The organism is Chromobacterium rhizoryzae (assembly GCF_020544465.1).
In the GTDB taxonomy this organism is placed as follows: Bacteria; Pseudomonadota; Gammaproteobacteria; order Burkholderiales; family Chromobacteriaceae; genus Chromobacterium.
Map to the genome: position 1 here is coordinate 227,041 of NZ_CP066126.1, position 20,166 is coordinate 247,206.

Annotated in this window: 20 protein-coding genes; 9 read left to right on the forward strand and 11 right to left on the reverse strand. The window is 66.7% G+C overall.

Features of this window, described 5'->3' with window-relative positions:
* Positions 1 to 138: 138 nt before the first annotated feature.
* On the reverse strand, positions 139 to 1,743 hold the full coding sequence (locus tag JC616_RS00940) for an FAD-dependent oxidoreductase (RefSeq protein ID WP_227106248.1): 1,605 nt from the start codon (positions 1,741 to 1,743) through the stop codon (positions 139 to 141).
* 233 nt (positions 1,744 to 1,976) lie between these two features.
* On the opposite strand from JC616_RS00940, the gene JC616_RS00945 reads away from it, so the two are divergent.
* The 8 genes from JC616_RS00945 to JC616_RS00980 all read left to right on the forward strand — a co-directional run bounded on the left by JC616_RS00945 (position 1,977) and on the right by JC616_RS00980 (position 11,124).
* On the forward strand, positions 1,977 to 4,586 hold the full coding sequence (locus JC616_RS00945; protein ID WP_227106250.1) for a glycoside hydrolase family 15 protein: 2,610 nt from the start codon (positions 1,977 to 1,979) through the stop codon (positions 4,584 to 4,586).
* Between the two features lie 250 nt (positions 4,587 to 4,836).
* Positions 4,837 to 5,847: a taurine ABC transporter substrate-binding protein gene (tauA, locus tag JC616_RS00950; protein WP_227106252.1), complete on the forward strand. Its 1,011-nt coding sequence runs from the start codon at positions 4,837 to 4,839 to the stop codon at positions 5,845 to 5,847.
* Between the two features lie 16 nt (positions 5,848 to 5,863).
* Complete coding sequence (locus tag JC616_RS00955; RefSeq protein ID WP_048408212.1) at positions 5,864 to 6,658, forward strand: taurine ABC transporter ATP-binding protein; 795 nt, start codon at positions 5,864 to 5,866, stop codon at positions 6,656 to 6,658.
* Positions 6,645 to 7,517, forward strand: coding sequence for a taurine ABC transporter permease TauC (gene tauC / locus JC616_RS00960; protein ID WP_227106254.1), 873 nt, complete (start codon positions 6,645 to 6,647; stop codon positions 7,515 to 7,517). Before JC616_RS00955 ends, tauC begins: the two co-directional genes overlap by 14 nt.
* 55 nt (positions 7,518 to 7,572) lie before the next feature.
* On the forward strand, positions 7,573 to 8,403 hold the full coding sequence (tauD, locus tag JC616_RS00965; protein WP_227106256.1) for a taurine dioxygenase: 831 nt from the start codon (positions 7,573 to 7,575) through the stop codon (positions 8,401 to 8,403).
* Between the two features lie 189 nt (positions 8,404 to 8,592).
* Complete coding sequence (locus tag JC616_RS00970) at positions 8,593 to 9,420, forward strand: S1/P1 nuclease (protein ID WP_227106258.1); 828 nt, start codon at positions 8,593 to 8,595, stop codon at positions 9,418 to 9,420.
* A gap of 49 nt (positions 9,421 to 9,469) precedes the next feature.
* The gene (locus JC616_RS00975) at positions 9,470 to 10,567 is read left to right on the forward strand and encodes an AAA family ATPase (protein ID WP_227106259.1); all 1,098 of its coding nucleotides are present in this window, start codon (positions 9,470 to 9,472) and stop codon (positions 10,565 to 10,567) included.
* A 119-nt stretch (positions 10,568 to 10,686) separates the two neighbouring features.
* On the forward strand, positions 10,687 to 11,124 hold the full coding sequence (locus JC616_RS00980; RefSeq protein WP_227106261.1) for a DUF2846 domain-containing protein: 438 nt from the start codon (positions 10,687 to 10,689) through the stop codon (positions 11,122 to 11,124).
* A gap of 89 nt (positions 11,125 to 11,213) precedes the next feature.
* On the opposite strand, the gene JC616_RS00985 is transcribed toward JC616_RS00980, so the two are convergent.
* From JC616_RS00985 to JC616_RS00995, 3 genes are all read right to left on the reverse strand, one after another.
* Positions 11,214 to 11,648 carry a lysozyme gene (locus tag JC616_RS00985; protein ID WP_227106263.1) on the reverse strand — a complete coding sequence of 145 codons (435 nt, stop codon included), beginning with the start codon at positions 11,646 to 11,648 and terminating at the stop codon, positions 11,214 to 11,216.
* Positions 11,649 to 12,170: 522 nt separating this feature from the next.
* Positions 12,171 to 12,992, reverse strand: a complete 822-nt coding sequence (locus JC616_RS00990; RefSeq protein ID WP_107801461.1) for a class I SAM-dependent methyltransferase — start codon at positions 12,990 to 12,992, stop codon at positions 12,171 to 12,173.
* Positions 12,993 to 13,075: 83 nt separating this feature from the next.
* Entirely contained in the window at positions 13,076 to 14,002 is a 927-nt protein-coding gene (locus JC616_RS00995; RefSeq protein WP_227106265.1) for an alpha/beta hydrolase, read from the reverse strand.
* A gap of 432 nt (positions 14,003 to 14,434) precedes the next feature.
* Here JC616_RS00995 and JC616_RS01000 point away from each other — a divergent pair, with 432 nt between their 5' ends.
* Complete coding sequence (locus tag JC616_RS01000) at positions 14,435 to 14,806, forward strand: hypothetical protein (protein WP_227106267.1); 372 nt, start codon at positions 14,435 to 14,437, stop codon at positions 14,804 to 14,806.
* A 305-nt stretch (positions 14,807 to 15,111) separates the two neighbouring features.
* On the opposite strand, the gene JC616_RS01005 is transcribed toward JC616_RS01000, so the two are convergent.
* From JC616_RS01005 to purE, 7 genes are all read right to left on the reverse strand, one after another.
* A complete protein-coding gene (locus JC616_RS01005; protein ID WP_227106269.1) occupies positions 15,112 to 15,693 on the reverse strand; it encodes a GNAT family N-acetyltransferase in 582 nt (193 codons plus the stop codon).
* A gap of 9 nt (positions 15,694 to 15,702) precedes the next feature.
* On the reverse strand, positions 15,703 to 16,248 hold the full coding sequence (locus tag JC616_RS01010; RefSeq protein ID WP_227106271.1) for a cysteine hydrolase family protein: 546 nt from the start codon (positions 16,246 to 16,248) through the stop codon (positions 15,703 to 15,705).
* Positions 16,249 to 16,480: 232 nt separating this feature from the next.
* On the reverse strand, positions 16,481 to 17,359 hold the full coding sequence (locus JC616_RS01015) for a phosphoribosylaminoimidazolesuccinocarboxamide synthase (protein WP_227106273.1): 879 nt from the start codon (positions 17,357 to 17,359) through the stop codon (positions 16,481 to 16,483).
* Entirely contained in the window at positions 17,356 to 18,042 is a 687-nt protein-coding gene (locus tag JC616_RS01020; protein ID WP_227106275.1) for a DNA alkylation repair protein, read from the reverse strand. The genes JC616_RS01015 and JC616_RS01020 overlap by 4 nt, the downstream gene beginning before the upstream one ends.
* Positions 18,039 to 18,458 (reverse strand): fosfomycin resistance glutathione transferase, encoded by a 420-nt coding sequence (locus JC616_RS01025; protein WP_227106277.1) that lies wholly within the window; start codon positions 18,456 to 18,458, stop codon positions 18,039 to 18,041. Before JC616_RS01025 ends, JC616_RS01020 begins: the two co-directional genes overlap by 4 nt.
* Before the next feature lie 39 nt (positions 18,459 to 18,497).
* Positions 18,498 to 19,628 carry a 5-(carboxyamino)imidazole ribonucleotide synthase gene (locus tag JC616_RS01030; protein WP_227106279.1) on the reverse strand — a complete coding sequence of 377 codons (1,131 nt, stop codon included), beginning with the start codon at positions 19,626 to 19,628 and terminating at the stop codon, positions 18,498 to 18,500.
* Entirely contained in the window at positions 19,628 to 20,116 is a 489-nt protein-coding gene (gene purE, locus JC616_RS01035; protein WP_191186231.1) for a 5-(carboxyamino)imidazole ribonucleotide mutase, read from the reverse strand. Before purE ends, JC616_RS01030 begins: the two co-directional genes overlap by 1 nt.
* Positions 20,117 to 20,166 lie beyond the last annotated feature (50 nt).

The window sequence follows — 20,166 nt, forward strand, 5'->3', positions numbered from 1 at the left end:
GTAGGCGATTTAATTCCATGGGCATAGCGCGGGTATAGGCGGCGCTGGCCATAAGGGCAATGTTCTTTAGGCCAGGAGGGGGCCGGAGGGAAAGGACAGGAGGCCGGCGCGTGTCCCGCGCCGGCCGGAGCCGGGCGCTTATTCCGCGCCCAGCGACATCGCGTGATTGAAGACATTGCCCGGGTCGTATTTGCGCTTGATCGCCGTCAGCTCCGGATACAGCACGCCGTAATACAGCTCGCCCCAGCTATAGCCGGGCGTGCCCGGCTGAGCGCCGTTCAGCATGTCCACGTCCGGGTAGTTGATGTAGCAGCCTTCGTAGGGCGAATCCGGCAAGGCCGCCGAGGCCGGGTAGGGCGTGCCGTTGAAGCCGTCGGCGGCGTAGACGGCGTCGAAGAACTCGCGCATCCAGCGCACATGCTTGGCGTCGTTGGCCGGGTCGGTCCAGTAGCTCTGGTATTGCAGCTTCATCACCGAGGCGCGCTGCGGCACAGCGGTCTGGTTGTCGGCCGGATCGAAGCCGTTGTTGCCGGCGCCGCGGCGGTTGATCGCGCCGCCGTAGGAGTCCACTTGCAGCAGCGATTGGGAGAAGTCCAGATCGTGGGGATGGGTGTTCAGATGCCGGTGGATCGCCTTGCACTCGGTCTGGCTGAAGTTCTGTTTCATATAGGCGGACTTGTACTTGCCGCGCTGATTGTTGCCGGAGCCGTTTAGCGTCTGGGTGGCGTACAGCCAGTCCATCGCCTGCGCGTGTTCCGGCAAGGGCGCGCTGTTTCTGGGCGGCGAGCGGTGCGGGATGTGGGGCAGATGGCCGCCGCCGGGCAGATAGGTGTTCAGCAATTGCGGCGAGGCCACTTGCGCGATGCGTTGGTAAAAATCATTGAACGGCGCGGTGTCGTTCAGCTTGCCGTTCCGGTCCGTGTACTGCACCACCAGCCCCAGTTTTTTGGCGCTGACATGGGTGAGTTTGAGCAGGCTGAACAGGCCGTAGCCTTCGGGTTCGCTGTCCGCCTCCCGCCAGTATTGGCCGTAGGTTTGCAACAAGTCGGTGAAGCGGCCCAGGTCTTTGAAATCGTTCCAGTCGAATTGCAGGAATTGCACGCCCACCTGCTGCGGCGCCGGCGGCAGATCGTCGAAGTAATAGCTGGTGATCAGGCCGACGTTGCCGCCGCCGGCGCCTTTGCACAGCTTGAGCAGGTCGGCGAATTCATTGTCGGCGCGGGCGTGGACCTTGCGCGCCTTGCCGCCGTCCGCCAGCAGAATGTCCACCGCGCTCAGCCAATCCACGGTCAGGCCTTGCAGCCGCGATAGCAGGCCGTAGCCGCCGCCGCTGATATGGCCGCCGGCGCCCACCGAGTAGCAAGAGCCGCCGGGCACGGTCTTGCCGGTGAGCTTGTACAGGCCGACATAGCCGTCCCAGTTCTGATTGCCGGCCAAGAGCTGAAAGCCGTAACGGCGGCCATCCGCCGTCACGTCGCGGCGCAGGCCGGAGAGCTGGCCGATGTCTATGATCAGGCCGCCGGGGTTGTTGCTGACGAAGCCCTCGTAGCAATGGCCGCCGCTGCGGATGGTGGGTTTGAGACGGTGGTCCAGCGCGTATTGCAAGGCGGCGGCGGCTTCGTTCTCGTCGCTGCAGACGACGATGCCGCCGGCGGCCTGGCCGGCCTCCGGCCAGCGCAGATTGAAGCCTTTTTTCAGCGTTTCGTAACGGGGGTCGTCCGGGGTGATGGCATTCAGGCCCATGGCGCTCTTCTCCTTGTGCGGCCGCGACGGCGGCTATGCGTTTTGAATGACATTGTTTTATAGACGAGCGGTGAGAGGGCGAGGCTGGCAAATGCTGAGCTTGGCGGCATTGCCTGTTTTAACGTTTCATTTCCCGGTGACTATGCTTGAATCCGCGGGATTTTGTTCTGGCATGAAATGACATTTGGATGTTGTTTTGCTACGCTCCCTGCCAAAATCAGGAGCGAGCGGACATGATCAAGCAATGGATGGGCCTGGCCCTGCTGTTGGGCGGTTTGGGCGGCGCGGCGCAGGCCGGCGAGGCGTTTGGCGCGCCGGGACTGACGGCGGTGCGCGGCCCGGCGGCCAAGTCTTTCGTGGGCGTGGCGACGGAGGGGCCGTCGCGGGTGTATTTCACCGGCTATCGCGGCGTGGTGTCCGAGGTGTTCTACCCGGCGGTGGACACCCAGGCGGCGGTGGATCTGCAATTCCTGGTGGGCGACGCCGGCGGCGGCTTCGTCGACGAGGAAAAGCGGCAGGACTACCGCGTGCAGCGGCTGCATCCGCGCAGCATGAGCTGGCAGGCGCAGACCGGCAATCCGGCTCATCACTGGCGCATCAGCAAGCGCATCTTCACCGATCCGGCGCGCGACGCGCTGATCCAGCGCGTCACCTTCAGCGCGCTGGACGGCCGCCGCGTCGGCGATTTCCGGCTTTATCTGCTGTTCAAACCCTATCTGGACAACGCCGGCGCCGGCAATAGCGCCGCCACCCTGGCGCGCGCCGGCGGCGGCGCGGCCTTGGCGGCCAGCCGCAATCAGCGCGCCTCGGCGTTGCTGAGCAGCTTGCCGTGGAAGACGCAGAACGGCCGCCGCATGCTGTCCAACGGCTTTGTCGGCCTCAGCGACGGCTGGACCGATCTGCTGGGCGGCGGCGCCGACAAGCGCATGGACTGGACTTTCGATTCCGCCGGCAACGGCAATGTGGCGCAGATGGGCTGGCTGGACTTGGGCGACCCGCGCGCGGCCAGCGTGTCCTTCGACGTGGTGCTGGGCTTCGGCGCCAGCCAGGGGCAGGCGCTGGACACGGCCGAGGCGGCGCTGGGCGGTGACCTGGGCGCGGCGCAGCGGCGCTACGACGCCGGCTGGCAGGCTTACGCCGCCGGCCTGTCCGATCAGGGCGGCAGCGCCGACGACGGCTACTACCTGGCGGCGATGACGCTGAAAACCATGCAGGACAAGGCCAGCGGCGCGATGGTGGCCGGCCTGGGCACGCCGTGGGGCGCCAGCCAGGGCGACGCCAACGCCGGCGGCTACCACCTGGTGTGGCCGCGCGATCTGTTCAAGTTCGCCAACGCCCTGCTCACCGCCGGCGACCGCGCCACCGCCGCGCGGGTGACGGATTATCTGTTCAACACCTTGCAGCAGCGCCGCGACTGCGGCGCGGCGGAATACGACGCCGCCGGCTGCCCGGACGGCTTCAGCCGCAACGGCCGCTTTCCGCAAAACGCCTGGGTCAGCGGCGCGCAGTATTGGCAAGGCACCCAGATGGACGAGCAGGCCATGCCCATCCTGCTGGCCTGGCGCCAGGGGCCGGCGGTGTATTCGCCGCTGTGGCCGCGCATCAAGCTGGCCGCCGACTACATCCTGAACGCCGGGCCGTGGACCTACCAGGAGCGCTGGGAGGAAAACAGCGGCTATTCGCCGTCCACGCTGGCGGCGCAGATCGCCGGCCTGGCCGCCGCCGCCGACATCGCCCGCGCCAACGGCGACGACGCCAGCGCCGCGCGCTATCTGTCCGCCGCCGATTACTGGCAGCAGAACGTGGACGCCTGGACCTTCACCCGCAGCGGCGGCTTTGGCGACGGCCGTTATTATCTGCGCCTCAATCCGTCCGCGCGCGCCGGCGGGGCCGGTCGCGCCGGCCAGGCGCCGGCGCTGGGCCCGGACACGCCGCAGGCGCTGGAAGTGAAGAACGGCGGCGGCAGCCGCGACGCGCGCCGGGTGGTGGACGGCGGCTTCCTGGAACTGGTGCGCATGGGCGTGAAGCGCGCCGACGATCCGGCGGTGCTCGCCACGCTGGGCATTTACGACGCGGTGCTGGGCCAGCGCTTGGACCTGCCCGGCGCGCCGGCGCTGCCGGTCAACGCCTGGTTCCGCTACAACTTCGACGGCTACGGCGAACGCAACGACGGCGGCGATTTCGCCGGCAGCGGCGTGGGCCGGTTGTGGCCCATCTTCACCGCCGAGCGCGGCGTCTACGAGATTGCGCGCCAGGGCGGCGGCGCGGCCGGCCAGCCCTATCTGGCCGCCTTGAAGCAACTGGCCACGCCGGAGGGCATGCTGCCGGAACAGGTGTGGCCGCACAGCGCGGTGCTGCCGGACGGCTGGGCGGTGGAGACGCCGGCCGGCAACCGCGCCGGCACGCCCACCCGCTCGATCGCGCCGCTGAGCTGGGCGATGGGCGAGTACATCAGCCTGCTGGCCTCCATCCGCGCCGGACGCGTCGTCGATCTGCCGGAAGCCGCCTGCGCGCGTTACTACGCCTGCCGGGTGGAACCCAAGGCCGGAGAGGCGACGGTGGAGATCCAGGCCGCCGCCGATACCCGCTGGGGGCAGCAGCTGTACGTGACCGGCGCGGCGCGCGCGCTGGGCAATTGGAACACCGATCTGGGCCTGCCGGCGGACGCGGCGGCCTACCCGCTGTGGAAGACCCGGGTCAATCTGCCGGCCGGCCAGCGCATCGAGTACAAGTACTACCGCAAGAACGCCGACGGCAGCGTGAGCTGGGAGCAGCGCGCCGGCAACCGGGTGTTGCAGGCGCCGGCCGGCGGGCTGACGTTGAATGATCAGGTGAACTGGTAAGAGCCTGTTCAAAGCCTGCTGCGCGTCGTGAAGCGTTGCACGGTGAGTACGAGCTCAAAATGCTCATGTACCCCTCGTACATTCCGCTTTTTCGCTCGTTTTCGCCTTGTCTCGCTCTTGCTCGCGAGACTTTGAACAGGCTCCAATACGCTATTGATTTATTTGGAATATTGAAAGCAAATTTAATTACTTTTTGATATTAAACATGGCTTTTATAGTGTGCTGAGTCCCCCTTGTTCAGGAACTCGCCATGTCCATGTTCATCTCCCGCCGTTCCCTGCTGGCGCTCAGCCTCGCCAGCCTCTCTCTCGTTGCCTTGGCGGCACACGCCGCTGAGGCGCCCATTGTCATCGGCTACCAGACCGGGGTCGATCCCTCCAAAGTGGCCCAGGCCGACGGCTTGTATGAAAAAGCCATCGGCCGGCCGCTGCAATGGCGCAAGTTCGAGAGCGGCGCGGAAGTGCTGGCCGCGCTGGCCTCCGGCGATGTGCATATCGCCGATCTGGGCTCCAGTCCGCTCAGCGCCGCCGCCACCCGCCAGCTGCCGATCCAGACCTTTCTGATCGTCGCCGAGATCGGCAACTCCGAGGCCTTGGTGGCGCGCAAGGGCAGCGGCATCAAGACCCCGCAGGACCTGATCGGCAAAAAGGTGGCGGTGCCCTATGTCTCCACCACCCATTACAGCCTGCTGGCTGCGCTCAAGCACTGGAAGCTGGACCCGGCCAAGCTGTCCATCGTCAATCTGCGACCGTCCGAGATCAGCGCCGCCTGGCAGCGCGGCGACATCGACGCCGCCTATGTCTGGGACCCGGCCTTGAGCCAGGCGCTGAAAACCGGCTCGGTGTTGGTCAATTCCGAACAAGTGGGGCAGTGGGGCGCGCCCACTTTCGAAGCCTGGGTGGCGCGCAAGGATTTCGCCGCCGCCCAGCCGCAGGCGCTGGCCGCCTTCGCCAAGGTGACTTTGCAGGCCTTCGCCGATTACCGCGCCAAGCCGGCGGCCTGGAGCGCCGGCTCGCCGCAGGTGGCCAAGATCGCGCGGCTGACCGGGGCCGATCCGGCGCAGATTCCCGGCCTGCTGGCCGGCAGCCGCTTCCCGCTGGCGCAGGAGCAGCTGTCGCCGCGCTTGCTGGGCGGCGGCACCGCCAAGGCGCTGCGCGACACCGCCTTGTTCCTGAAGGAACAGAAGAAGGTGGAAGCGGTGCTGCCGGATTATCAAGCCTATGTCGAGCCGCGCTTCGTGCGGCTGGCGCAGCCGCGCTGAGCGCGAGGAGGCCGCGATGGCTAGCTTGATCGTGGAAAACGCCGGCGTCAGCTACGCCGGCCCGTCCGGCCCGGTGCAGGCGCTGGACCGGGTGTCGCTGGAGCTGCGTTCCGGCGAGATCGTGGTGGCCCTGGGGCCGTCCGGCTGCGGCAAGTCCACCTTGCTGGGGCTGATGGCCGGCTTCCAGACGCCCAGCCAGGGCCGGGTGCTGGCCAATGGCCGGCCGGTGCGCGGGCCGGGCGCGGATCGCGGCGTGGTGTTCCAGGACGACGCGCTGATGCCCTGGCTCAACGCCGAGGACAATGTCGCCTTCGGCCTGCGTCTGCGCGGGGTGCCGCGCGAGCAGCGGCGCAGCGAGGCGCGCCGCATGCTGGGCTGGGTGGGGCTGGAAGCCTTCGCCGGCCACGCGCTCAGCCAGATGTCCGGCGGCATGCGCCAGCGCCTGGGCCTGGCGCGCGCGCTGGCGGCCGATCCCGACTTCCTGCTGCTGGACGAGCCCTTGGGCGCGCTGGACGCGCTGACCCGGGAAAAGATGCAGTCGCTGATCCTCAGCCTGTGGCAGCGCAGCGGCAAGGGCATTTTCCTGATCACCCACAGCATCGAGGAAGCGCTGTTCCTCGGCACCGAGCTCTTGGTGCTGACGCCGCGCCCCGGCCGCATCGCGCTGCGGCAGAAACTGGGCTTCGCCCACCGCTACGCCGCCGGCGAATCGGCGCGCTCGATCAAGGCCGATCCCGCCTTCATCGCCATGCGCGAGCATTTGCTGGACTGGATTTTCCGCGCCGAGGAGGCCGACCATGCCGCCGCTTGAACTGACTGAATTGGGTCCGGCCGCGCAGGCCGAGCTGAGCGCGCCGCCGCCGGCCCATGCCCCCGCACCGCTCTCCGGCCGCTTCGCCGCCTGGCGTCGGCGCTGGCCCAGCGCGCTGTCCGTGGGCGGCCTGCTGCTGCTGTGGTGGGCGGCCAGCGCCGGCGGCCTGGTGTCGCCGTTATTCCTGCCCGGCCCGGCCCAGGTGGCGGCGCGGCTGGCGGACCTGGCCGTCAACGGCTTCATGGACGCCAGCCTGTGGCGTCACGCCGCCGCCAGCCTGGGCCGGGTGGGCCTGGCGCTATTGCTGGCCGCGGCCACCGCGGTGCCGCTGGGCATGCTGATGGGCCTGAGCCGGCGCGCGCATGCGGCGCTGGACCCGCTGATCGAGTTCTACCGGCCGGTGCCGCCCTTGGCCTATCTGCCCCTGATCGTGATCTGGTTCGGCATTGGCGAGGCCAGCAAGGTGCTGCTGATCTATCTTGCCATCTTCGCGCCGCTGGCCATCGCCACCGCCGCCGGCGTGCGCCGCGCGGACCCGGCGCGGCTGCAGGCGGCGCGCTCGCTGGGCGCCAGCCGCGGCCAGCTGCTGCGGCTGGTGGTGCTGCCCAGCGCGCTGCCGGAGATCCTGACCGGGCTGCGCATCGGCCTGGGCGTGGGCTGGTCCACCCTGGTGGCGGCGGAGCTGGTGGCCGCCACCCGCGGCCTGGGTTTCATGGTGCAGTCCGCCGCCCAGTTCCTGGTCACCGACGCGGTGATCGCCGGCATCCTGATCATCGCCTGGATCGCGCTGGCGCTGGAATTGGGGCTGCGTTGGGCGGAGCGGCGCTTCGCCGGCTGGGCCGCGCCGGAACGTTTTTGAGCGAGTTTTCGACTTTTTGGATTTGGTTTCCGCCGCGCGGATAAGGAGCACATTCATGAGCCTGCAACTGCAAGCCATCAGCCCGGCCCTGGGGGCCATTGTTTCCGGCGTCGATCTGAGCGCGCCGCTGTCCGGCGCCGAGCGCGACGCGATCGAGGCGGCGCTGTTGCGCCATCAGGTATTGTTCTTCGAGAACCAGCCGTTGACGCCGCGCCAGCAGCGCGATTTCGCCGCCCGCTTCGGCGATCTGCACCTGCATCCGGTCTACCCGACGGTGGCGGAGCAGCCGGAAATCATCGTGCTGGACACCCATGTCGACAATCTGCCGGACAACGACAACTGGCATACCGACGTCACCTTCATCGCCGCCCCGCCGCTGGGCGCGGTGCTGGCGGCGCGGCAGCTGCCGGAGGTGGGCGGCGACACGCTGTGGAGCAGCAACAGCGCCGCTTACGACGCGCTGTCGCCGGCCTTGCGCGCGCTGCTGGACGGCCTCAGCGCCGAGCACAGCTTTATTCATTCCTTCCCGGAAAGCCGCTTCAAGGACACGCCGCAATACACGCGCTGGCAACAGGCCAGCCGCGACCATCCGCCGGTGGTGCACCCGGTGGTGCGCACCCATCCGGTCACCGGCCGCAAGGGCCTGTTCGTCAACGAAGGCTTTACCACCCGCATCCTGGAACTGGCGCCGCGCGAGAGCGATGCCCTGCTGGCCCTGCTGTTCGCCCACGCCGCGCGGCCGGAATTCACCGTGCGCTGGCGCTGGAAGGAAAACGATCTGGCGTTCTGGGACAACCGCGTGACCCAGCATTACGCGGTGGCGGATTACCTGCCGCAGCGGCGGGTGATGCACCGCGCCACCATCCTGGGCGACCGGCCGCGTTGAGCGCGGCGGAATGAGCAGGAAAAGGAAACCCGGCATTGCCGGGTTTTTTTTACGGGGTCGTACAGCGTATATCTTCAAATGAAATGATATTGGCATCTTAATTTAACGGTTTTCGGGTAATATCCGTTCGCCATAAAAAGGCGGGCGGCGCGCCCGTCTCGGCATATCACAATCACAAGAGAAACCGTCATGAAGAAATTTACGCTCGCCCTGCTGTTGTCCGCCGCTTTCGCGCTGCCCAGCGCCCAAGCGCTGGCCTGGGGCCAGGAAGGCCACCGCGTCACCGGCTACGTCGCTCAGCAATTGTTGAGCCCCCAGGCCAAGGCCGCGGTCAATCAATTGATCCCCAACGCGGACTTCGCCCAGCTGGCCTTGTACATGGACCAGCACAAGCAGGAATTGAAACAGCAGCTGCCGGGCTCGGATCAATGGCATTACAACGACGAACCGGTGTGCGACGGCGTGGAAGAGGACGATTGTCCCAGCGGCAACTGCGCGTCCAATCAGATCGGGCGCTACAGCAAGGTGCTGGCCGACAAAACCGCGAGCAAGTCCGCCCGCGCCCAGGCGCTGACCTTCCTGCTCCACATGATCGGCGACATCCACCAGCCGCTGCACGCGGCCGACAACCACGACCGCGGCGGCAACGACGTCAAGACGCGGCTGGCCGGCAGCAACAAGACCGGCAATCTGCATTCGGTGTGGGACACCGCCCTGGTGCAGCAGGCCTTGAGCGGCGCCAACGAGCAGAGCTGGGCGACGCAGAACCTCAAGTACTACGCGCGCAATATCGCCGGCTGGCAGAGCGGGCAGGTCAATGACTGGATCAAGGAATCCAATCAGTACGCGCGCAGCGAGGTCTACGGCCCGCTGTCCAACTTCAGCTGCGGCCAAGCGCCCAGCGACGTGGCCTATCTGGACCGCACCTACCAGACCGCCGGCGCTCAGCTGGTCAAACAGCAGCTGGTCAAGGCCGGTGCGCGCATCGCCATGGTGATCAACCAGGCGCTGCAGTAAAACGGCGCGTCCGCGCTAAAATGGCGGCTCCGTCGTCACCGGAGCCGCCATGTCCATTCACGAGCTCAGCCTCAAGGGTTTCCGTTCCATCCGTCAGCTGCGGCTGGAGCTGGAGCCGCTCAACGTCGTCGTCGGGCCCAACGGCTGCGGCAAATCCAATCTCTACAAAGCGGTGCGCCTGCTGCACGAGGCCGCCTGCGGCCGCCTGTCCGCGGCGCTGGCGGAAGAGGGCGGCATTCAGAAGGCGATGTGGGCCGGCGGCCTGCGCCGCGGCGACCGCAAGGGCGAGCCCAAGCGCATGGCGCTGGCGGCGCGGCTGGCCGATTACGACTACGAATTGCAGCTGGGCTACCCCGAGCCCAGCCGCAGCCTGTTCTCGCTGGACCCATTGGTGAAGGAGGAAACGCTGTGGCTGGCCGGCCAGGGCCGCCGCCCCTCGGCCCAGGTGCTGGAGCGGCGCAATCAGAGCGCCTTTCTCACCAGCGTGGACGGGGTCAGAACCACCTATCCATTGGGCCTGCAGGCCGAGGAATCGGTGTTCGGCCAGTTGTCGGAACCGCATCTCTATCCCGAGGTGTCGCAAGTGCGGGAGACGCTGCGGCGCTGGCGTTTCTACCATGAGTTCGCGGTGTGGCCCGGCTCGCCGCCGCGCGCGCCGCAAGTGGGCATCCGCTCGCCGGTGCTGGCGCACGACGGCGGCAACCTGGCGGCCGCTTTCCAGACCATTGTGGAGATCGGCGACGTCGAACTGCTGCACAGCGTGCTGGCCGACGCGTTTCCGGACAGCCGCTTCCAGACGGAGGCGCTGCATGGCCGTTTCCAGATGCTGATGCAGCGCGACGGCATTCTGCGGCCGCTGGAGGCGGCCGAATTGTCCGACGGCACCTTGCGTTTCCTATGCCTGGCGGTGGCCTTGCTCAGCCCGCGTCCGCCGGCCTTCATGGCCTTGAACGAGCCGGAAAACAGCCTGCACCCGGATTTGTTGCCGGCCTTGGCGCGGCTGATCGCCGAGGCCGGCCGCCACAGCCAGCTGTGGGTGACCAGCCATTCGCCGCGCTTGGCGGAGCTGATCGCGCGCCACCGGCCGCTGCGCCGTTTCATGCTGGCGCAGCGCGACGGCGAGACGGTGTTGGCGGACGGGGATTGAGCCGGGGCCGCGAGGCCGGTTCGGCATTTTCGGAAAGTGAAAATGGATGGATGCGAGGCGGAATATTTGCATGTAGAATCCCCGCCGCCATACCATTTAAGTATAAGAAAGAACTTTCCGTGAAAAAACTATTTGCCGCTGCTTCTCTGTTGGCCCTGCTGTCCGGCTGCGCTTCCACCACGCTGGCCACGCCCGAGGCGGACGCTCAAGCCAAGCAGTTCAACGCCCAGCCGGCCAAGGCCCGCGTCTACATCTATCGCAACGAGGCGATGGGCGCCGCCGTGAAAATGAATGTTCTGGCCGACAACAAGGCTCTGGGCGACACCGTGGCCAAAACCTACATCATGGCCGATCTGGAGCCGGGTTCGCACACGCTGGTGGGCAAGGCCGAGAACGATTCCAGCCTGACCCTGGACATGGTGGCGGGCAAGATTTACTACGTTTGGCAGGAAGTGAAGATGGGCGTGCTGTACGCTCGCAACAAGCTGCAGAGCGTTGACGAGGCTGCAGGCCAGGCAGGAGTGAAGGAATCCCAACTGGTGCAGTCGCCGCAATAAGACACGGCGGCGGCGCGGCGGAGCCCGCCGCGTTCCAAAAAAGAGCCCAAGCAAACGCTTGGGCTTTTTTCATGGCTCAGACCACGTGCTCAGACCGGCTGCAGAAACAGCGCCTGCTCCGCCGCGCGGCGGCGGGTGAGGCCGGGCAGGACTTTGCCGCCGGCCTTGTTCCAGCGCGGAAACTGGGCGGCGGCGCCGGCGTAGTCGCGCTGATTGAGCAGGCGCAGCAGAGTGGAGTTCTGCAGCGAACCCAGGCCCAGGTTGTAGCTGAAGCTGAGCAGCGCATCGAACTGGTTCTGGTTCAGCGGCACCGAGACCAGCCGGGAGACGCCGGTTTCGAAGCGGTTCAAATCGCGCGCCAGCAGCGCGTCGGCCTGGGCCTGGCTGATGACCAGACCCGGCGTCACGTCCGGACCGGTGTGGCCGTAGCCTATGGTCCAGACGCCCACCGCGTCCTGGTAGGCCTTGAGGCGCAGGCCTTCGAATTGCTGGATCAGTTTGACGCCGTTGGCGCTGATATTCATGTCGGGCTCCTGGGAAGGGCCCCCGGCGGACGCGGAGAAACGCTCGGAAGAATCTGAGGCGGGAGGAGAAGCGGGCGGGGGCGGGACCGGCCGCGCGGGGCGGTTCGGGTGCGTCGTTCCCATTATGCTCAGGGCCCGGAAACGGGCCGAGGCGACGGGTGTCAGTGGCGTAGTTGGACCTGTTTACGATATTTTGAGTTTTGAGTCCGCTACGCGGATGATGATTTAGGGCCGGTTCCGCCCGGCAAACGGAAAGGGAAATTTGCGCGGCCAAATTCCCCTTTACCCCAAAGGCCGCCCTGCAAGCCTGGCCTACGGCTTCCCGCCGGTTCCCGTCAGTCCCGAGGCGCGGCTGAACTCGCAGCGCGCTAACGTCGCGCTGCTCGAACAAGCAGCCGCTTAAGACCTCGGGCCTGCCACCCGTCGGCAGGCTTGAAGGGAGTGAGGGCGCGTCGAATACGCGGTTTCCATTGTATTAACGATGCTGCAACCCGCGAATCATTAAAGCCTTTGAACTGGCTACTAGTAAACAAAGCGCTCGCGCAGGTCTTCCAGGTTCAGCTCTTTCAGAATCGCCTCCTGGCGTTCGCGCGCGCTGTTTTTGCGCTGGCCGGTGTACTTGGCGATGATCAGCTCGTTCTTCATCGAGTGCTCCCAGCCCACCAGCTCGGTGACGGTGAGCTGATAGCCGCGCGCTTCCAGTTGCAGGCAGCGCAGCACATTGGTCAGATGGCTGCCGAACTCGCGGGTGTGGATGGGGTGGCGCCACATTTCGGACAGCGGGGTCAGGCCGAAGCTCTGGTTTTTCTTCTGACGCAGCACGCCGGCCACTTCCGCCTGGCAGCAAGGCACCAGCACGATGTAGCGCGCGTTCTTGGCCAGCGCGAAGCGGATGGCGTCGTCGGTGGCGGTGTTGCAGGCGTGCAGCGCGGTGATGATGTCCACCTGCTCCGGCAATTGCTCCGAGGTGATCGACTGCTCCACGCTCAGGTTCAAGAAGCCCATGCGTTCGAAGCCGAGGCGGGCGGCCAACTCTTGCGAGCGGCTGACCAGTTCCGGCCGGGTTTCGATGCCGTAGACGCTGCCGGCGGCCTTGTCCTTCAGGAACAGGTCGTAAAGGATGAAGCCCAGATAGGATTTGCCGGCGCCGTGGTCGGCCAGGCTCATCTCGCCTTTTTCCGCCAGCACATCGGCCATCAGCGGCTCGATGAACTGGTACAGGTGGTAAACCTGTTTCAGCTTGCGGCGGGTGTCCTGGTTGATCTTGCCGTCGCGGGTCAGGATGTGCAGCTCTTTGAGCAGTTCCAGCGATTGCTGCGGTTTGATCTCGGGAATCAGGCTCATGGCGGCCTCCTGCGAAAAACGAATCGCCGGATTTTAGTCCAATTCGCGCCGGCGCGCTTGGGCGCTGGTTTCAATGCTCCTGTCTAACTGGCCGGCTGCGCGCTAATCCGCTCCAGCCAGCGCAGCATGTCCTGCTCCACTTCCACGCGGTTGGTTTCGTTCAGCATTTCGTGGCGGCCGCCGGGGTAGACCGTGGTCTGCACATCGAGCAGGCCGGCTTCGCGGTAGCGAATTTCCAGCTGGCCCAGGCCCAGCTTGCCCAGGCTGACCGGGTCGCGGCTGCCGGCCAGCAGCCAGACCGGACAGCGGCGCGGCAGGCTGTCGCCGCTCGCCTCGCCGCGTTCCATGGCGATGATGCCGCCGAACAAATCTATCCACAGGCCGGGGCAGGGGTCGAAGCCGCATAGCGGGTCCGCCAGGTATTTGTCCACTTCCGCCGGGTCGCGGCTCAGCCAGTCCATGCCGGTGCGGGCGGGCAGAAAGCCCAGGTTGAAGCTGCCGAAGACCAGCCGCGCCAGCAGCCGGCTGGGGCGTTCCGGGCTGCCGAAGCGGGCCACCAGCCGCGCCAGGCCGCGCAGCAGCCAGGCCAGCGGCCGCTGGCGGTAGCCGGTGGCGGACAGGATCAGGCCGGACAGCGCCGCGCCGTGGCGCAGGAAATAGGCGCGGGCGATGAAGGAACCCATGCTGTGGCCGAACAGCGCCACCGGCAGGCCGGGATGGCGTTCCGCGGCGTGGCGGCGCAGGGTGTCCACGTCGGCCACCACCTTGTCCCAGCCGCCGTCGGCAGAGAAATGGCCGCGCAGCCGCGGCGCGGCGCCGTGGCCGCGGTGGTCGTGGGCGTAGACGGCGTAGCCGGCTGCGCTCAGGGTCTGGGCGAAGCGGTGGTAGCGCACCGCGTATTCGCTCATGCCGTGGGAGATCAGCACCACGGCGCGCGGCGCGCCGTCCGGCAGCCAGCAGGCGGCGTGCAGGATTTCCCCGTCGTCGGCGTTCAGATGGAAGGTTTGCATGGCGGTGAGCCCTTTTATGGCCTGTTTTGACTGCGCCGCGGCATCAGGGTTGCGGCGAAGCGGCGGCTTCACAGCAGAACATGGCGCAAGGATGCTGGCAAGCGCTATCCAAATGTCCTGGCCTGTTCGCCGCCATGGGATGGGGGCCGTTTTGCTAGGCCTTCCCGGACGCGCCGCGCTTGACCAGACCAAGCTGGGTGGGCACCATGAGCCGCATGCCGTTTCATACAGCGCGGCATCAGGAATGGAAGCCTGAATAGAATCGGGGGATATCATCCCAATGCCACGCTATAGCTGCGCCCATCAGGGCAGGTTATGGCAGGGAGGCCTTTGGCCTGCTGGCTCCGATTCGCCTGCCTTCCAACCCTGTCATATGCCTGCCCATCGTGATTGGAAGCGGGATGGCAGGCTCATTTTGGATCGGAGCCCGTCATGCCTCTATTGTCAGTTCTGTCCCTGCTTTCCAAACCGCCTCCGCCCAAGGAGGCCGCTCAATCTCCAGCCGCTCTCCCAGCGGCCAGCCGTCTGATCAAGACCGTCAAACATCTGCAAGGTCTGCGTTCGGAAAATACCGCGCTTGCCGCCATCGATCCCGTTCTGATTCATTTAGCCCGTTGCTGCGAGCATTACGACGATATCGCCGAAGAGCTGCGTCAATGCAATGAGGCCTTGGGCGCGGTGCTGTTGATGCTGCGTCACACCGAAAACGCGCAAGTGCGCGGCAAGGCGCTGTGGGCCTTGCTGGAGCCTTTGCAGCAGCGTTTGCAGGGGGCGATGGAGAGGCTGGAGACGGTGACGTCTTAGAACCTGTTTACGATCCGTTGCGTGTCGCGAGCAAGGCCTTGTTTCGCTTTGGTTGGCGTGATCCTCAACCGCGGGTGCCGGTGGGTATCGCCTGCGGCTCCACCCACCCTACGCGCGGTCGTTGGCCAGGGGTAGGGTGGGTGGAGCGCAGCGATACCCACGCGGCGGTCTTGAAGAGGTTTGGGGCGCTTCGGATAGGCGGTTTCCTGTGCGCCAAGCCAGGGCCAAAACACTGAACAGGTCGTGCACAGGCTTTTAGCGTGGCTACTCGTCCTACTGATGCGCAGCGGATGGTGGACAGGCGCTCAGGCCAGCATGTGTTCCGGGTCGAAGTCCGGATTCAGCCGCGAGCTCAGCACGTGGTCGCGCCAGGCGCCGTTCAGATAGAGGTAGTTCTTGGCGTGGCCTTCGATCTCGAAGCCCAGCCGCTTGAGCAGGCCGGCGCTGCGCAGATTGTGCGGCTGGTAGTTGGCCTGGACCCGGTGCAGCCTGAGGGTGTCGAAGGCGCAGCGTATCACCGCCTCCAGCGCTTCGCGCATCAGGCCCTGGCCCTGGCAGTGCTGGTCCAGCCCATAGCCCAGATGACAGGACTGGAAGGCGCCGCGGCTGATATTGCTGAGGCCGACGCTGCCGATCACCCGTTCCGGCTCGGCGTGCAGGGCCAGCAGGAAGCGGCCGCCGCGGCCTTCTTCCCAGTCGCGCGCGCGCTGGCGCAGCTGCATGGTCCAGTACAGCTCGGTGAAGAACATGTCGCCGGGCTTGGGGTCCCAGGGTTCGAAGTGCTGGCGGTTGCGGACGTGGAAATCCAGCATCGCGCGCGCCTGCGCCGGCTGAGCCGGCAACAGCTGCAGGCGCGGCGTGTTGAGGGTGGGCTGGGCGATGGGCATGCGGGGCGGTCAGGCCTTGGCGGGGAAGGCGATCTCGGCCGCCGCGCGCAGCAGGATGGGCACGCCGAAGCTGCCCAGCTTGGGCAGGGTGGCGTTTTCATGGGCGCGGATTTGGGCGGCGCTGGCGTGGTCCTTGTCGTGGGTGGTGTGCGCGTCGCTGGCCAGGATGATGGCGTAGCCGTGGGCCGCCGCGCTGCGGGTGGTGGTGTCGATGCAGAATTCGCTGGCGTAGCCGGCGATGACCAGTTGGCCGACGCCCCATTGTTGCAGTTGCTGATGCAGGCCGGTGCGCAGGAAGGAGTCCGGCGTGGTCTTGCGCAGGTAGTGGTCGTCCGGCTGGGCGTCCAGGCCGCGGGCCAGCTGCCATTCCGCCGAGCCGTGGATCAGCGGCGCGCTGGCGCGTTCATGCTGAACCCAGACCACCGGCGTTCCGGCCGCGCGCGCGGCGGCGGCCAGTTGATTGAGGCGGGCGATGACGGCGTCGGCGTGGTCGGCGCGGGGTTCGTGGTCGAACATGCCGCTTTGCACGTCGATGATCAGCAGGGCGGTTTTCATCGGGGTTTCCTGTCGCGGGATTGAGTCGCCAATGTCATATGAAACGGCTTAAAAAGCAAGCCCCGCCGAGGCGGGGCTTAGGTTGGTACTTAGAACCTGTTTACGATCTCGCGAGCTAAGGCGAGACAAGGCGAAAACGGCTGAGAAAGCGGAATGTACGCGTGGTACATGAGCATTTTGAAACGGTTTTCAACGCCGTATCGCCGACGCGCAGCAGATCGTAAGCAGGTTCTCAGGCGGTCAGCCTGTCCAGCGCTTCCTTATATTTGGCCGCGGTCTTCTCGCGCACCTCCAGCGGCACCGTCGGCGCCGGCACCTGCTTGTTCCAGCCGGAGGCTTCCAGCCAGTCGCGGACGAACTGCTTGTCGAAGGACGGCGGGTTGCCGCCCGGCGCGTAGCTGTCCGCCGGCCAGAAGCGGCTGGAGTCCGGGGTCAGCGCCTCGTCCATCAGCGTCAGCACGCCGTTTTCGTCCAGGCCGAACTCGAACTTGGTGTCGCAGATGATAATGCCGCGGCTGGCGGCGAATTCGGCGGCGGCGCGGTAGAGCTTGATCGCGGTGTCGCGCACCTGGGCGGCCAGTTCGGCGCCGACGATTTCCTCGCAGCGCTGGTAGCTGATGTTTTCGTCGTGGTCGCCCACCGCCGCCTTGGTGGACGGGGTGAAGATGGGTTCGGGCAGCTTGTCGGCCTCGCGCAGGCCGGCCGGCAGCGCCAGGCCGCAGACGGTGCCGCTCTGGCGGTATTCCTTCCAGCCGGAGCCGGCCAGGTAGCCGCGCACCACGGCTTCGATCGGCACCGGTTTCAGGCGCTTGGCCACCACGGCGCGGCCGGTCACTTGCGGCAGGTCGGCGGCGGAGACCACGTCTTCCGGCGCGTCGCCGGTCAGGTGGCAGGGCACCAGATCTTTGAGCTTGTCGAACCAGAAGTTGGAGATGGCGGTGAGGATCTGGCCCTTGCCGGGAATGGGGTCGTCCAGGATCACGTCGAAGGCGGACAGCCGGTCGGTGGCGATCATCAGCATGCGCTGGTCGTCGATCTCGTACAGGTCGCGGACCTTGCCGGAGTAGATTTTCTTCAAGCTGGTCAGTTGGGTGGTGTTGAGTCCGGTCATCGGAAATCCTCGGTGGAGCGGGCAATGTGTTTCAAGGCTTCGCGCCGGCTGAGCCCGGATAGCGGCGTGGCCGCGACAAAGGCGCGCACGGCGCGGGCGTCGGTGTAAGCGTATTCGCGCAAGGCCCAGCCTATGGCCTTGCGAATGAAGAATTCGGCGTCGCCGGCATTGGCGGCGCAGTAGCGGAACAGGCGTTCGGCGTCGGTGTCGGTTTTCCAGCGCAGCTGGTGCAGGATGGCGACGCGGCGCAGCCAGAAGTCGGCATCGCCGCTGAGCGCGTCCATATCGTGTTGCAGATCGCGGTGTTGGCGCGCGAGCGTGCCGACCACCCAGGCGGCCAAGCCGTCCACGCAGTCCCACCAGGGCTTGGCGGCGGCCAGGGTCAGCAGCCGGGGCAGGCTGGCGGCCGGCAGTGCCTCGGCGCGCTCGGTCAGCAGGTCCACCGCCGCGTATTGGAATTCGCGTTCCGGCTGCCGCCACAGTTGTTCGGCCAGCTCCAGGCAGTATTCCGCGGTTTGGGTCTTCAGCGCGCGGATCCAGGGCGTGGACACCTTGCGGCGCGCCGGCGTGGGCACGCCGAGAAAGTCGAACTGCCCGCGCATATAGGCGCGCATCGGCGCGGCCTGTTCCGGGACGGCGACGGCGCTCAGTCCGGCGCGCAGCGCGGCGATGTCGGCGTTCATTCCGGCGCCTCGTCGAAGAAGCGCATGCCGGCGTAAGGGCGGGCGCGGCAGGCGGCCAGCCGCGAGGCCAGCGTACCTACGTGCAGTTCCAGTTGATGGCCGTCCGGGTCCAGGAAGTAGAGCGAGTCGCCTTCGCTGCGGTTGTCCCGCCATTGGCGGACGCCGGCGGCGGCCAGGCGTTCGCGCCAGGCCGGGAAGTCGGCGGCGTCCACGCCGAAGGCGTAGTGGGTGTAGCCGGGGGCTGGCGCGGCGGCCGGGTCCAAGGACAGGCACAGCCACAGGCCGTCCAGGCTCAGATAACCGCCGCCGTCCCAGCGCGCATGGGGCTGGCAGCCCAGGGTGAGGGCGTAGAAGTCCCAGGCGCGCTCCAGATCGCGCACCGCCAGGGTCAGGTGATTCAGTCCGTTCAGCTTCATGGCGGAAAAATGGCGAAACCCTGAGGTTTCGCCATGCGCTTACAAAGTGTCCTTCAAGGCCCGGGCTTGATCCAAGGCTTCGTCGGCCGTAGCCGCCATCACATTGAAGTGGCCCATCTTGCGGCCGGGGCGCGCGCTTTTCTTGCCGTACAGATGCAGTTGGGCGTTGGGCGCTTCCGCCAGCACGTCCCAATTGGGCTGGGCGCCGTTGTCCTTCCACACATCGCCCAGCAGATTGACCATCACCACCGGGCTGAGCAGCTCGGTGCGGCCCGGCAGCAGGCCGCACATTGCGCGCACCTGTTGCTGGAACTGGTCGGTCAGGCAGGCGGTGAGCGTGTAATGGCCGGAGTTGTGCGGCCGCGGCGCGATCTCGTTGACCACCAGGCTGTCGTCGGCCAGCACGAAGAATTCCACCGCCAGCACGCCAACGTAGTCCAGCGCCTCGGCCAGCCGCATCGCCATGGCTTGCGCTTCGGCCGCCAGCGCCGGCTTGATGCGCGCCGGCACGATGGATTCGTCCAGGATGCCGTCGGCGTGGATGTTCTCGGCCACCGGGAACACCGCGCTCTGAGTGGCGCTGACCCGGGTGACGATGGCGGACACTTCCAGTTGCAGGTCCAGCATTTTTTCCAGCACGCAGGCCTGTCCGCCCAGGTTGGCGTAGGCGGCGCGCGCCTCGGCCGCGGTGCTCACCCGCACCTGGCCTTTGCCGTCGTAGCCCAGACGCGCGGTTTTCAGGATGCCGGGCAGATAGGGCGAGAGTTCGACCTGGATGTCTTCCACGCTCTGGATGGCCAGATAGGGCGCGGTGGGCAGGCCGGCCTTGGCGATCCAGGCTTTTTCCGCGATGCGGTCCTGGGCGATGGCGACGCAGTCGCCGGACGGGGACACGCGGGTGGTCTTGGCCAGCAGGCGCATCGCGTCGGCGTTGACGTTCTCGAATTCGGTGGTGACGGCGGCGCAGCTCTTGGCCAGGTCTTCCAGCGCGGCCGGATCATTGAACGGCGCGCACAGGTGGCGGTCGGCGAAGTCCGCCGCCGGCGCGGCTTCGTCCGGGTCCAGCACGGTGACGCGGTAGCCCATGGTCTTGGCGGCCACGGCGAACATGCGGCCCAACTGGCCGCCGCCCAGGATGCCCAGCATCGCCGGGGGCAGGATGGCGGCCATTATTCGATCTCCGGCAGGGTCATCGCCAGCACGGTTTCTTCTTGCTTGCGGCGGAAGGCGATCAGTTGTTCCGCCAGTTCCGGGCGGGTGGCGGCCAGCATGGCCACGGCGAACAGCGCGGCGTTGGCGGCGCCGGCCTCGCCGATGGCGAAGGTGGCCACCGGGATGCCCTTGGGCATTTGCACGATGGAGAGCAGGGAATCCTCGCCGCGCAGGTATTTGGACGGCACCGGCACGCCCAGCACCGGCACATGGGTCTTGGCGGCCAGCATGCCCGGCAGGTGGGCGGCGCCGCCGGCGCCGGCGATGATGGCCTTCAGGCCGCGCTCGGCAGCGGTTTCTGCGTATTGGAACAGCAGGTCGGGAGTACGGTGGGCGGAGACGACGCGGGTTTCACAGGCGATGCCGAAGTCTTTGAGCACGCGGGCGGCGTTCTGCATGACTTCCCAATCGCTGTTGCTACCCATCACGATGCCGACTTCAATCATGGCGGAGAAGCTCGCTGGTTGAGGCTAAAGCCGGGATTTTACCCGATTGG